The sequence below is a fragment of the Bordetella pseudohinzii genome, from assembly GCF_000657795.2.
GTDB lineage: Bacteria > Pseudomonadota > Gammaproteobacteria > Burkholderiales > Burkholderiaceae_B > Bordetella > Bordetella pseudohinzii.
This window is the reverse complement of sequence record NZ_JHEP02000002.1, coordinates 127,161-139,410: the sequence shown is the minus strand read 5'-3', so window position 1 is coordinate 139,410 and position 12,250 is coordinate 127,161. Positions and strand designations below refer to the sequence as shown.

Genomic DNA, 12,250 nt, shown 5'->3' with positions numbered 1-12,250 from the left:
CCTGTCGTCCAAGCGCGCCGCCCGGGGGCGGCGCCAGCAGTGTGTTTGTCGGTCGTTGTTATTGTTGAATCCAGCGGCGCACCAGGTCGATGGTGGGGCCGGAGAAAGCTTCATCGGATTGCAGCAGGATGAAATCGTCGCTGGCGCGGCCGTCGAGCACATGCTGGATGGCCCGCGCGTGGTCGGGCTCGTCCAGGATTTGCACCGGCCGCCCGCTGTCCTCCAGGCCCTGGCGCAGCAGCGCGCGCGCCTGGCCCGCCGGACGGCGGCTTTTCACGGTGGCGTCGTCATAAAGCACCACGAGATCGAAGAGCTGGCCCAGCAGCCGGCCTTGTTCGACCAGGTCGGCGTCGCGCCGGTCGGCGCCGGCCGAGTACACGGCCACGCGGCGCTTGGCGGGGAAGCGGCGCACCGCCGCCGACAGAGCGCGCAGACCCGGCACGTTGTGCACATCGTCGACCACGACGGTGACGGCGTCGCGCTGGAACAGCGTGAATTGCCAAGGGGCGTCGGCCTGGTCGATGTCAAAGGTCTCGATGCCCGCGCGGATGAGCTCGACCGGAATGTCCAGGGCCCAGGCGGCCGCCACGGCGGCCAGCACGTTTTCGGTCTGGAAGTCCACGCGCGCGCCATGGGTGAGCGGCACGGCGGCGATGTCGGCGAGCTTTTCCTCGTGGTCGCCGCGCGCCAGCACGATCTGGCCGTCGCGGATGAAGACCGCGCGCTTGCCCTCGGCGCGATGCCGGACCAGGGGCGGCAGCTGCGGATCAATGCCGAAGAAGAGCACTTCGCCATCGCAGAGTTCGGCCATTTCGACCACGCGCGGATCGCGCGCGTTGAGCACGGCCGCGCCCGTGGGCAGCACGACATCGACCTGGGTGCGGAAGACGGTAAACAGGCGCTCGGTCTCGTTGATGTCGAAGTCACCCAGGTGGTCGCCGTCGTCGATATTGGTCACCACGCCCACCTGGCAGCGATCGTAGGCCAGGCCCTGGCCCAGGATCACGCCGCTGTCATTCTCGATGACCGCGGCTTCGACATTGCGGTTCATCAGCACGCGGCGGCCGGCGGTCCAGTTGGCGCAATCGCCTTTTTGCACCAGGCGCTTGTTCAGGTAGAGGCCTTCGCTGCAGGCCAGGCCGGTCTGCTTGCCCGACAGATGCAGCAGGCGGCTGATGAGGCGGGCGACCACGGTCTTGCCATTGGTGCCGGTCACGCCGACGATGGGGATGCGGCCGTCCTCGCCTTCCGGGAAGAGATGATCGACGATGGCGCGTCCGACCGGACGCGGCGTGCCGTCGGCCGGCTTCAGGTGCATCAGCAGGCCGGGGCCGGCATTGACCTCGACGATGGCGCCGCGCTGTTCTTCCAGGGGACGCGAGATGTCTTCGGCCACGAGGTCCACGCCGGCGATGTCCAGGCCCACGGCGCGGGCGGCCAGGGCGACCAGTTCGGCGGTCTCCGGGTGGACGCGGTCGGTCACGTCAAAGGCGACGTTGCCGCTGCGCTGGATCAGCACGCGGCGGCCGGCGGCCGGCACGGCCTCGGCCGACAGCCCCTGGCGGGCGATTTCCAGGCGCGCGGCCGAATCCAGGCGCACCGGGTTCAGCGGGTGGTCTTCGGTGCGGCCGCGGCGCGGGTCGGTGTTGATCTGGCTGTCGATGAGATCCTCCACGGTGGAGACCCCGTCGCCGGTAATCCAGGCGGGTTCGCCGGCGGCGGCGGCCACCAGGCGATCGCCGACCACCAGCAGGCGGTGCTCGTTGCCGGGCACGAAGCGCTCGACGATGACGCCGCTGCCCTCGTCGACCGCCACGGCATAGGCCGACTCGACCTCCTGGCGGGTGGACAGATTGGTGAAGACCCCCCGGCCGTGGTTGCCGTCATAGGGCTTGACCACCACGGGCAGGCCGATGCGTTCGGCGGCCTCCCAGGCCTGCTCGATGCTGTCGACCAGATGCCCCTCGGGCACGGGCACGCCGCAGGTCTCCAGGATGGTCTTGGTCAGGTCTTTGTCGCGCGAAATGCCTTCGGCGATGGCGCTGGTGCGGTCGGTCTCGGCCGTCCAGATGCGCCGCTGGCGGGCGCCATAGCCGAACTGGACCAGATTGCCTTCGAACAGCCGGGTATAGGCGATGTCGCGGTCGTCGGCGGCGTCCACGATGCAGGCCGTGCTGGGGCCCAGGCAGTGGCGGTCCACCAGCCGGCGCAGGTCGGACACGGCTTCGTCCACGTCGAAGGGCCGGTCTTCGATGGCGGCCATGACCAGATCGCGGGCCGTCGACAGGGCGGCCCGGGTGACGACCTCATGCCAGGCGCGCACGACGACCTTGTAGACACCCACCGTGGAAGTCTCGCGCGCCTTGCCAAAACCGCCGGGCAGGCCGGCCAGGTTTTGCAGTTCCAGCGTCACATGCTCCAGGATATGCGCCGGCCAGGTGCCTTCGCGCAAACGCTGCAGGAAGCCGCCGCGCACGCCCGGGCTGCAGCGATGCTCGATCAGGGAGGGCAGCCAGGCGGTCAGGCGTTCGTAGAAACCCGGAATGACATTGGACGGGCACTCCTCCAGCGCGCCGATGTCGACCCAAGCCTCCAGAACCGGGCGGTAGGTCCAAATATTCGGGCCGCGCAAAGCCACGACATCGAGAAATTCAATGTCCTTCTTTTTCATGATTCGTTCTTAGGTTATAGCGCTTGGCTGGCGCAGGGGGCCCGGATCGCGAGCAGGTCCGGGGGGCGCACGGAGAAGACGAAGGGCCAAGCGGGATTGGGCGGGGGGATTTCCTACGGTGGAAAATATGAAAACCGGCTGCTACTATACGCCGCCTTTTGGGCCATATAAACTCGCGCTGTTGTAAGGAACGGACAGGTGTTCCGCCCGGGAAAGGGCGGGATGCCGCCAAGGCGGGTCGAAGCGTGGCTCGAAGCGCGTTCTGATGAAAAAACACGATCCTAAATCCGGCGCTCTGGGGCGCGAGTTACCCGCCAGGTGGCAAACCGACGTCGACGCTCAGTTGGCCGCCGGCGAGACCCTGTTGGGCTGGCTTGAGACCGATCTTGACGCACGTCTGTGCTTTCGTCCAGGCCTGGTGCTGGTGACGGACCGTCGTTTGCTCGCCCATGCGCCGGAAGACGGCCAATGGCGCGATTTTCCTTATGCGCCGGGCCAGCGCCTCGCCCTGCAGGACCACGCTGGCGCGGTATGCCTGGAACTGGACAACGGCCAGGAGCGCCTGGCGCAATGGCGCTTCACGCTGGGCCGCAACCCCGCCGCGCTCAAGCTGCTGACGGCCTTCGAGGGCCAGCAGGCCTTGCGGCTGTCCGGTGCTGCGGTGCAGCAAAAACAGGCGGCGGTCTGCCCGACCTGCCAGAACCCCATCCCCGAAGGGCAGGACGATTGCCCGGTCTGCGACGAGGAGGTGCAGCCTTCCTCGACTTGGGCGCTGCTGCGCCTGTGGCGTTTCGCGCGGCCCTATCAATTCGCCCTGATCAGCGGCTTTGTCCTGACGCTGCTGGCCACGGCCGCCACGCTGGTGCCGCCGTATCTGACCATGCCCCTCATGGACGAGGTGCTCATACCCTTCCAGAACGGCGAGGTCATCGACTACAGCAAGGTCCGCCTCTACCTGGGCGGGCTGCTGGCGTCCGCCCTGGTGGCCTGGGGCCTGGGCTGGGCGCGCACCTATATCCTGGCCTGGGTGAGCGAGCGCATCGGCGCCGACTTGCGCACCACCACCTATGCGCATCTGCAGACCCTGTCGCTGGAGTATTTCGGCGGCAAGCGCACCGGCGACCTGATGGCGCGCATCGGCAGCGAGAGCGACCGCATCTGCGTCTTTATGTCGCTGCATCTGCTGGATTTCGCCACCGACGTGCTGATGATCGCCATGACGGCGGTCATCCTGTTCTCGATCAATCCCTGGCTGGCCCTGGTCACGCTGCTGCCCTTGCCCTTCATCATGTGGATGATCCATGTGGTGCGCGACCGGCTGCGCCATGGCTTCGAGAAAGTCGACCGCATCTGGGGCGAGATCACCAACGTGCTGGCCGACACCATTCCGGGCATCCGGGTGGTCAAGGCCTTTGCCCAGGAAAAGCGCGAGGTGCAGCGTTTTCGCGAGGCCAACAACCGCAACCTGGAGGTCAACGACCGGGTCAATACCGTCTGGTCGCTGTTCTCGCCCACCGTCACGCTGCTGACCGAAATCGGCTTGCTGGTCGTCTGGATCTTCGGCATCTGGCAGGTATCGCAGAAACAGATCACGGTGGGCGTGCTGGCGGCCTTCCTGGCCTATATCGGGCGCTTCTATACTCGCCTGGATTCCATGAGCCGCATCGTCTCGGTGACGCAGAAGGCGGCCGCCGGCGCCAAGCGCATCTTCGACATCCTCGACCATGTCTCCAGCGTGCCGGAGCCCCAGAAGCCGGTGGCGCTGCCCCAGGTGCAGGGGCGCATCGAGCTGCGCGATGTCGGTTTCCGCTACGGCAACCGCTCGGTCATCCGCGGCATGAACCTGGCCATCGCGCCGGGGGAGATGATAGGCCTGGTCGGCCACAGCGGCTCGGGCAAGAGCACCCTCATCAACCTGATCTGCCGCTTTTATGATGTCTCCGAAGGCGCCATTCTTGTCGACGGCATCGATATCCGGTCGCTGCGCGTGGCCGACTACCGGCGCAACATCGGGCTGGTGCTGCAGGAGCCCTTCCTCTTTTTCGGCACCATTGCCGAGAACATCGCCTACGGCAAGCCGGACGCCAGCCGCGAGGAAATCATCGCCGCGGCGCGCGCGGCCCATGCGCATGAGTTCATCCTGCGCCTGCCGCACGGCTACGACTCGCTGGTCGGCGAGCGCGGGCAGGCCCTGTCCGGCGGCGAGCGCCAGCGCATCTCGATCGCCCGCGCCTTGCTGATCGATCCGCGCATCCTCATCCTCGACGAAGCCACCTCGTCGGTGGACACCACCACCGAGAAAGAAATCCAGAAAGCCCTGGACAATCTCGTGCGTGGCCGCACCACGCTGGCCATCGCGCACCGCCTGAGCACGCTGCGCCGCGCCGATCGCCTGGTCGTGCTGGACCGGGGCCGCATCGTCGAGGAAGGCACGCATGAAGTCCTGATGGCCGCCGAAGGGGCTTATTACAAGCTCTACCAGGCCCAGGCCCGCAACAACGAGAACGAGGCCGGCGATGGCGACATCGCCGCGGTGGCATGACGGGGCGCGCCTTGGGTGTGGACTTCCAGCTGCGGCGCAACGCCATGGGCAAGCTGGTGCTGACTTTCAATGGGCAGACGCACGAGGGGGTGATGCCCGTGCGGGCCTTCCCGATCAGCGCCCCGGCCGGCGGCCTGTCGCTGGTCACCGGCGACGGACGCGAGGTGCTCTGGCTGGACAGCCTGGACAGCGCGCCGGCCGCCGCGCGCGCCCTTATCGAAGAGGATCTGGCCGGGCGCGAGTTCATGCCCGAGATACGGCGCATTGCCTCGGTGTCGACCTATGCCACGCCGTCGACCTGGCAGGTCGAGACCGACCGGGGCGATACGCACTTTGTGCTGCGGGGCGAAGAAGATATCCGCCGCCTGGCCGGCCAGACCTTGCTGATCTCCGACAGCCATGGCATCCACTACCTGATCCGCGACGCGCTGGCGCTGGATCGCCATAGCCGCAAGATCCTCGACCGCTTTCTCTAGGCGCCGCGCCGCAAGGGCGTATGGCGCGCCAGCTCGTCGAGATATTCGTTCACGGCCTGGGTTTCGCGGCCCAGGAAGTCGTCGATGGCCGCGGCAAAGCGCGGGTCGGCAATCCAGTGGGCCGACCAGGTAGGGGTGGGCATCAGGCCGCGCGCCATCTTGTGCTCGCCCTGGGCGCCGCCCTCGAAGTTGGCCAGCCCTTGCGCGATGCAGTACTCGATGGCCTGCATATAGCAGGTTTCGAAATGCAGGCCGGGCAGAAACTCCAGGGTGCCCCAATAGCGACCGTACAACGTGTCGCCGCCGCGCAGATTCAGCGCGCAGGCCAGCGGCTGCCCGCGGCGTTCGGCCAGCACCAGCACCAGGCTGTCGGGCTGGGTGGCCAGCAGGCGCTCGAAGAATCCCCGCGTCAGATAGGGCGGGTTTCCATGTTCCAGATAGGTGCGCTCATAGCAGGCATAGAAAAACGCCAGTTCGGCCGCGCCGATTTCGCGCCCGCGCAAATGCCGGAAGCGCACCTCCTGGGCCTGGACCTTTTTGCGGTCTTGGCGCAGCTTCTTGCGCTTGTCATGATTGAAGCCCGCCAGAAAGGACTCGAAGTCGGCGTAGCCGGCATTGCGCCAATGGAATTGCACGCCTTCGCGCACCAGACAGCCGGCCCGGCGCAGGGTGTCGATGTCCGCCATGGAGGCAAACAGGATGTGCAGCGAAGACAGCTTGAGCGCCGAAGCCAGTTCGACCAGCCCGCGGGCAAGATGGTTGCGGGCCTCGCCGTCGGCGGCCAGCAGGCGCGGACCGCCGACCGGCGTGAAGGGCACGGCGGCCAGCAGCTTGGGGTAGTAGCGCAGGCCATGGCGCTCGAAGGCGTCGGCCCAGGCGTGGTCAAAGACGTATTCGCCGCGCGAGTGCGTCTTGAGATAGAGCGGCACCGCGCCGGCAAGCTGTTCGCCCCGGTGCAGGGTCAGGAAGAACGGTGTCCAGCCCGTGCGGGGGCTGGCGCAGCCGGTCTCGTGCAAGGCCGAAAAATAGGCATGCGACAGCGTCGGGCGGCCGCCGGCCAGCCGGTCCCATTGGCGGGGATCCAGGCTGGCCAGGGGCGTGTCGACCTGCAGGCGGTAAGCGTCGTCCATGGCGCAATGATAAAGTCCCGGCGGGCGCGCGGACATTGATGACGGGAGCAGCATGCGAGAACAGGCGGACAGCCTCAGGGCCCAGGCGATGGCGGCATTGGCCGTCCCGTCCTGGCAGGACAAACTGGCGGCGGTGGCGGCGCTGGACGATCACGCGACCGTGGGCGCGGATTGCGCGCTCGCGCCGCCGGACGGCCTGCCGGGGCGTCCGGCACGGCCCGAGCTGGTGCCGCCCGCGCGGGTCCGCCAGCGCTCCGTGCAGACCGAAGCGGGGCGGGCGGCGCTGCTGCACGCGCTGGCCCACATCGAATTCAATGCCATCAACCTCGCCTTGGATGCGATCTGGCGCTTTTCCGGGCTGCCGGACCTTTTTTACCGCGACTGGCTCAAGGTGGCCCGCGAAGAGGCCTATCATTTCGACTTGCTCAACCGCCATCTGGGGCGGCTGGGGCATGGCTATGGCGATTTCCCGGCCCATAACGGGCTCTGGGAAATGGCCGAGAAGACCCGTGACGACCTGCTGGCGCGGCTGGCCCTGGTGCCGCGCACCCTGGAGGCGCGCGGCCTGGACGCCTCGCCGCTGATCCGCGACAAGCTGGCCCAGGCGGGGGACGCCGAAGGCGCGGCCATTCTGGACATCATTCTGCGCGACGAGATCGGCCATGTGGCGATTGGCAACCGCTGGTATCGCCATTTTTGCGCCCTGCAGGGGCGCGATCCGCTAAGCACCTATGCCGAGCTGGCGCGCCACTATGGCGCGCCCAGGCTGCGCGGGCCCTTCAATCTCCAGGCGCGGCGCGAGGCCGGCTTTGACGAGGCCGAGCTCGACGCCCTGCAGCGGCAAGCCCCGGATGCATAGCCGGCGGTAGCGGCGGCGTTTAGAATGCCCGCATGAAGACGCTTCCCATCCTGCTTGCCGCGGCCGCCGTGCTGGCCGCCGGCCCCGCCCATGCCGAGCCCACCGCCGCCGAGCTGGCGGCCTATCGCCAATGCCTGGCCGATCTGCGCGCCAAGGCGCCGGAAGCGGGCGTGGCCTCCAAGAACTACGACCTCTGCACCGAGGGCCTGCAGCCCGATATGGATGTGATCGGCCTGCTCGATGCCCAGCCGGAGTTCAAGACGCCGATCTGGGACTATATGGCCGGCCTGGTCGATGCCGAGCGCATCGATGACGGGCGCCAGGGGCTGGCGCAATGGGGCCAGGAGCTGGCGCGTGTCCAGGAGCAGTATGGCGTCGATCCGGCCACGGTCGTGGCCGTGTGGGGCGTGGAAAGCAATTTTGGCAAGAACCTGGGCGGACGGCCGCTGCTGACGTCCTTGTCGACCCTGAGCTGCTTCGGGCGGCGGCAGGCGTATTTCCGCGGGGAGTTCCTGGCCACCTTGCGCATCGTCCAGGACGAGCATGTGGCCATCGACCGCCTGAAAGGTTCCTGGGCGGGGGCTTTCGGCCAGACCCAGTTCATGCCCTCGACTTATCTGCGCTTGGCCGTGGATTTTGACGGCGACGGCCGCCGCGACCTGATCGACAGCGTGCCCGACGCCCTGGCCTCGACGGCCAATTTCCTCAAGCGCGCCGGCTGGAACAATGCCTTGCCCTGGGGCTTCGAGGTGAGCCTGCCGGAGGGCATGGACACCTCATCGGCCGGGCGGCGCAATAAACAGCCCATGTCGGCCTGGGCCGCCCGCGGCATCAAGCGCGCCGATGGCAAGCCGCTGCCGGCCGGCGACATGCCGGCCGGGCTGCTGCTGCCGGCCGGGCCGCAGGGCCCGGCCTTTCTCGTGACCCGCAATTTCGACGCGCTTTATTCCTATAACGCCGCCGAAAGCTATGCCCTGGCGATCGCCCACCTGTCGGATCGCCTGCGCGGCGGCCTGCCTTTCGCGCGCGCCTGGCCCACCGAGGATCCGGGCCTTTCGCGGGCCGAGCGCAAGGAAATCCAGGAGCTGCTGGTGGCCCGCGGCTATGACATCGGCACGCCCGACGGCGTCATCGGCGCGCGCACCCGCCAGGCCCTGCAGGCGGTGCAGCGGGAGCTGGGGCTGCCGGATGACGGCCGCGCCGGCTAGAAGACGCTGCGCGCCTTGCGCGCCAAGCCCTAACCACTGGTTGCAAACCGGCCGGCGCGGCCGGCCGGTCCTGCCCCTATACTGGCCTTCCCCACAAGCCTGAAGGAGTGCGCGATGAGTCTCCTGGATACCTTGTCTTCCCTGGCCGGCGGCGACGACAACAACCGCGGCGGCGCCGCCTCGCTCGTCCCCGCGCTGATCGAGATGGTCGGCAAATACCCGGGCGGCCTGTCCGGCCTGCTGCAGCAGCTGCAGCAAGGCGGTCTGGGCGCCATCGTGGCTTCCTGGCTGGGTTCCGGCCCCAATCAATCGGTTTCGCCCGACCAACTGGGTTCGGCGCTGGGCCCGGGCATGGTCAATGACCTGGCCGAGCGCACCGGTCAGGATCACAACGCCGTGCTCGAAGGCCTGAGCGCCATCCTGCCCAAGCTTGTGGACCAGGCCTCGCCGCAGGGCTCGATCGAGCCGGACCAGGGTCTGGACGCCAGCAAGCTGCTGGGTTCGCTGGCCGGCCTGCTGGGCGGGCGCGGCCAGACGGGCTAGCCAGCCCCGCGCGAGCCGGCGAGGGCGCTTAACGCAATATCAGCACCGGCGCGGGCGCATGATGCAGCAGCGCGGTCGTGGTGCTGCCCAGCACCCATTGCCGGATGCGGGAGTGCCCGTAGGCCCCCATGATCAGCAGATCCGCCTGGTGTTCGCGCGCGTAGGCCGTCAGCGCCGGGACGACTTCGCCTGGCAGTACGGCCGTGCGCGGCGAGAAGCCCGCCTGGGACAGGGCGGCGGCGGCCTCGTCCAGGCCGTCGCCCTTGCCGACGGTGACAAGGTCGCAGCTCAGGCCGGTCAGCAAGGGGCTGCGGCAAACCATGTCCACGGTATGGCGGGCGGTCGGGCTGCCGTCGAAAGCGATCAGGAAGTGCTTGGGCGCCCGGTAATTGCCCTGGGTGACCAGCACGGGGCGGCGCAAGGCCCGCACCGAGGCTTCCAGGTGCGGATCGGGCAGCAGGCGCGAGGGCGGCCGGCCGTCGGGATCGCGGCCCAGCACGAAGAGCCGGGTATCGGGCTCGACCTCCAGCAGGATATCGACCAGGGCGCCACGGCGCTGGCTGCCATCGACCCGCTGGGCGCCCTGGGCGCGGGCGCGCGCCACGGCGACGTCCACCAATTGCTTGCCATGGGCTTCGGCCAGCGCGTCGCGTTGCTTGTCGAGTTCGACCAATTCATTCAGGAGGGTGTCCTGGGCGCCCATCCAGACACCGCCGCTCAGGTCCGCGATGGGTACGACATCGGGTTCGCGTTCCAGGACGTGCAGCAGCTCAAGATCGGTATCCAGGCGCCGCGCGGCCCAGATGGCATAGTCGCAGACCGTGGCGGCTTGCGGTGAATCGGCGATGCAGGCGATGACTTGCTTCATGGCACTCTCCCTGACCACGCGCCTGGGGCGCGGGCCTCGCCGCTTGCGGCGAGGGCAAGCGGCGCCTGGAAACCGCCCGGGCCCGCTGTGTTTACTATCCCGCGAACCCGCGCGCCGCGCAAGCCGGCCCGCCCCGCGCAACTTCCTTTCCTGACCGGTACTTGCGGCCAATAGGCGGGCCGGGCGGTTTGAGCGACACTCCTGCCGGTAGAATCGCGACGGCCGGTCATCCCGCGTATGGAAATAATCCGCAATCGTTGGAAGACCAGGGCCATCGGCCGGATTACGGTGCCGATAACGGGCGGGGATTTACCTGTGTCCGCCGTTCGGGCGGCTATGATCCTAATTCTTGCGGACTTGCGTCTTAGATCTCTGTTCTGATGCGTCGACTCGATTTACGCCGCCTGATCCTGGGACTGAGCATACTGTCCTTGCTGCTGGCCTTGGCCGGCGCACTGTATGCCAGCACCGTGGTGCAGCGGGAAATACTCTTGAGCAGTTCGCTGGAGGATAACCGTGCTTTCGCGCAAAAGCTTGCTCGCGGCGCGGATATTTTTCTACGCGAATGCCTCAATGAGTTGTCGTATTCGGCGCGGCTGATCGGCGGCGACGGGGGCACGGAGCAGGGCGTGCGGCGCGAGGTCGAGCGCCTCAAGCACCAGAGCGAGCGCTTCAATGCCGCGGCCTTCGTCAATGCGGAGGGGATCATCGCCGATATCATGCCCGCCGAGCCGGGCGTGATAGGCCGGCGCATCAGCACGGCCGAGATGGAGCAGGCGCTGGCCAGCCGGCTGCCGCGCATCAGCGATCCCTTTCTGTCGCCGGGCGGGCGCTGGATCATCGCCCTGTCCCAGCCCGTGTTCCTGCCGGACGGCCGTTTCGGCGGCTTCATCATGGGCCTGCTGTTTCTGCATGAGCGCAATGCGCTGGGCGAGCTGCTGGGCGAACAGATCCATCGCAACGGCTCCTACCAGTATGTCGTGGACCGCCGGGGCGTGTTGCTCTTTCACCCCAATCTGCGCCGCGTGGGGCAGATCGTCGAGCAGAATCCCGCCGTGCGCGCCATCATGAACAGCGAAGAGGGCGCCCAGCGGTTGCTCAACACCGAAGGGGTGGACATGCTCAGCGGCTACGCCGTGGTGCGGGAGACCGGCTGGGGCGTGGTGGCGCAACGGCCGGTGGATTCGGTGCTCGCGCGCAGCAAGGTCTTGCTGCTGCGCACCCTGCAGACCTCCTTGCCCTGGTTGTGCCTGTCGCTGTTGTGCGTGTGGTGGCTGGCCAATCGCATCGCCCGTCCGCTGGCGCAGCTGGCCGGCGCGGCCGCCGATCTGGACAAGCCGCGCGTGGCCGACAGGCTGTCGGCGGTCGGCGCCTGGTATCGGGAGGCCGAACAGCTCAAGGCCGCGCTGGCCGCCGTAAGCCGCAAGATAGGCACCAAGTTCAACCAGCTGCGCCAGGACAGCCTGACCGATGCCCTGACCGGCTTGCTCAACCGCCGGGGACTGGACGAAATCCTGCAAAGCGAACCCCGATACGGGCGGGCCATGGCCGTGCTGGCCGTGGACATCGATCATTTCAAGTCCATCAATGATGAGCTGGGGCATGCGGCGGGCGATGCCGTGATCCGGGGCATCGCGGCGCTGTTGCGCAGCCGCGCCCGCGCCAGCGACATCCTGGGCCGCCTGGGCGGCGAGGAATTCGTGGTGCTTTTGCCCAATACCGAGCGGCCCCAGGCCCTGCAGGCCGCCGAGCGCATCCGCGCCGCCGTGGAGTCTTTCCAGGCGGTGCCCGGGGGCGCCTGCACCGTGTCCGTCGGGGTGGCCGTCTATCCGCACGAGGGCGCCTCCCTGACCGAGGTGCTGGCGCGGGCCGACGAGGCGCTGTACGAGGCCAAGCGAGGCGGGCGCAACCGGGTCTGCGACGCCGCCAATCTCGCCGCCTAGGGTAAGCAGG

Annotated in this window: 9 protein-coding genes; 6 read left to right on the top strand and 3 right to left on the bottom strand. The window is 67.9% G+C overall.

What is annotated here, in order from left to right; genetic code table 11:
* Positions 1 to 58: 58 nt before the first annotated feature.
* The gene (gene cphA, locus L540_RS02830) at positions 59 to 2,671 is read right to left on the bottom strand and encodes a cyanophycin synthetase (protein WP_043212812.1); all 2,613 of its coding nucleotides are present in this window, start codon (positions 2,669 to 2,671) and stop codon (positions 59 to 61) included.
* 265 nt (positions 2,672 to 2,936) lie between these two features.
* Between cphA and L540_RS02825 the strand changes: the two genes are divergently transcribed.
* Positions 2,937 to 5,213: a cyanophycin metabolism-associated ABC transporter gene (locus tag L540_RS02825; protein WP_043212814.1), complete on the top strand. Its 2,277-nt coding sequence runs from the start codon at positions 2,937 to 2,939 to the stop codon at positions 5,211 to 5,213.
* Positions 5,210 to 5,689, top strand: a complete 480-nt coding sequence (locus L540_RS02820; protein WP_043212816.1) for a cyanophycin metabolism-associated DUF1854 family protein — start codon at positions 5,210 to 5,212, stop codon at positions 5,687 to 5,689. Before L540_RS02825 ends, L540_RS02820 begins: the two co-directional genes overlap by 4 nt.
* Here the strand turns inward: L540_RS02820 and L540_RS02815 are convergent.
* Entirely contained in the window at positions 5,686 to 6,819 is a 1,134-nt protein-coding gene (locus L540_RS02815; RefSeq protein WP_043212819.1) for a GNAT family N-acetyltransferase, read from the bottom strand. The two genes, L540_RS02820 and L540_RS02815, sit on opposite strands and share 4 nt — an antisense overlap.
* Positions 6,820 to 6,871: 52 nt before the next feature.
* On the opposite strand from L540_RS02815, the gene L540_RS02810 reads away from it, so the two are divergent.
* From L540_RS02810 to L540_RS02800, 3 genes are all read left to right on the top strand, one after another.
* Complete coding sequence (locus tag L540_RS02810; protein ID WP_043212821.1) at positions 6,872 to 7,678, top strand: ferritin-like domain-containing protein; 807 nt, start codon at positions 6,872 to 6,874, stop codon at positions 7,676 to 7,678.
* Between the two features lie 32 nt (positions 7,679 to 7,710).
* On the top strand, positions 7,711 to 8,886 hold the full coding sequence (locus tag L540_RS02805; protein WP_043212824.1) for a lytic murein transglycosylase: 1,176 nt from the start codon (positions 7,711 to 7,713) through the stop codon (positions 8,884 to 8,886).
* Positions 8,887 to 8,967: 81 nt separating this feature from the next.
* Positions 8,968 to 9,429 (top strand): YidB family protein, encoded by a 462-nt coding sequence (locus L540_RS02800; protein WP_372432991.1) that lies wholly within the window; start codon positions 8,968 to 8,970, stop codon positions 9,427 to 9,429.
* Positions 9,430 to 9,457: 28 nt separating this feature from the next.
* Here the strand turns inward: L540_RS02800 and L540_RS02795 are convergent, their stop codons facing one another.
* Positions 9,458 to 10,297: a universal stress protein gene (locus L540_RS02795; RefSeq protein WP_043212829.1), complete on the bottom strand. Its 840-nt coding sequence runs from the start codon at positions 10,295 to 10,297 to the stop codon at positions 9,458 to 9,460.
* A 380-nt stretch (positions 10,298 to 10,677) separates the two neighbouring features.
* Here L540_RS02795 and L540_RS02790 point away from each other — a divergent pair, with 380 nt between their 5' ends.
* On the top strand, positions 10,678 to 12,240 hold the full coding sequence (locus L540_RS02790) for a sensor domain-containing diguanylate cyclase (protein ID WP_043212830.1): 1,563 nt from the start codon (positions 10,678 to 10,680) through the stop codon (positions 12,238 to 12,240).
* The last annotated feature ends 10 nt before the right edge of the window (positions 12,241 to 12,250 follow it).

Bases quoted from the DNA above. Each gene is read 5' to 3' on its own strand.
- L540_RS02795 (WP_043212829.1), bottom strand. From the start codon at position 10,297: ATGAAGCAAGTCATCGCCTGCATCGCCGATTCACCGCAAGCCGCCACG.
- L540_RS02820 (WP_043212816.1), top strand. From the start codon at position 5,210: ATGACGGGGCGCGCCTTGGGTGTGGACTTCCAGCTGCGGCGCAACGCC.
- L540_RS02815 (WP_043212819.1), bottom strand. From the start codon at position 6,819: ATGGACGACGCTTACCGCCTGCAGGTCGACACGCCCCTGGCCAGCCTG.
- L540_RS02805 (WP_043212824.1), top strand. From the start codon at position 7,711: ATGAAGACGCTTCCCATCCTGCTTGCCGCGGCCGCCGTGCTGGCCGCC.
- L540_RS02790 (WP_043212830.1), top strand. From the start codon at position 10,678: ATGCGTCGACTCGATTTACGCCGCCTGATCCTGGGACTGAGCATACTG.
- cphA (WP_043212812.1), bottom strand. From the start codon at position 2,671: ATGAAAAAGAAGGACATTGAATTTCTCGATGTCGTGGCTTTGCGCGGC.
- L540_RS02825 (WP_043212814.1), top strand. From the start codon at position 2,937: ATGAAAAAACACGATCCTAAATCCGGCGCTCTGGGGCGCGAGTTACCC.
- L540_RS02810 (WP_043212821.1), top strand. From the start codon at position 6,872: ATGCGAGAACAGGCGGACAGCCTCAGGGCCCAGGCGATGGCGGCATTG.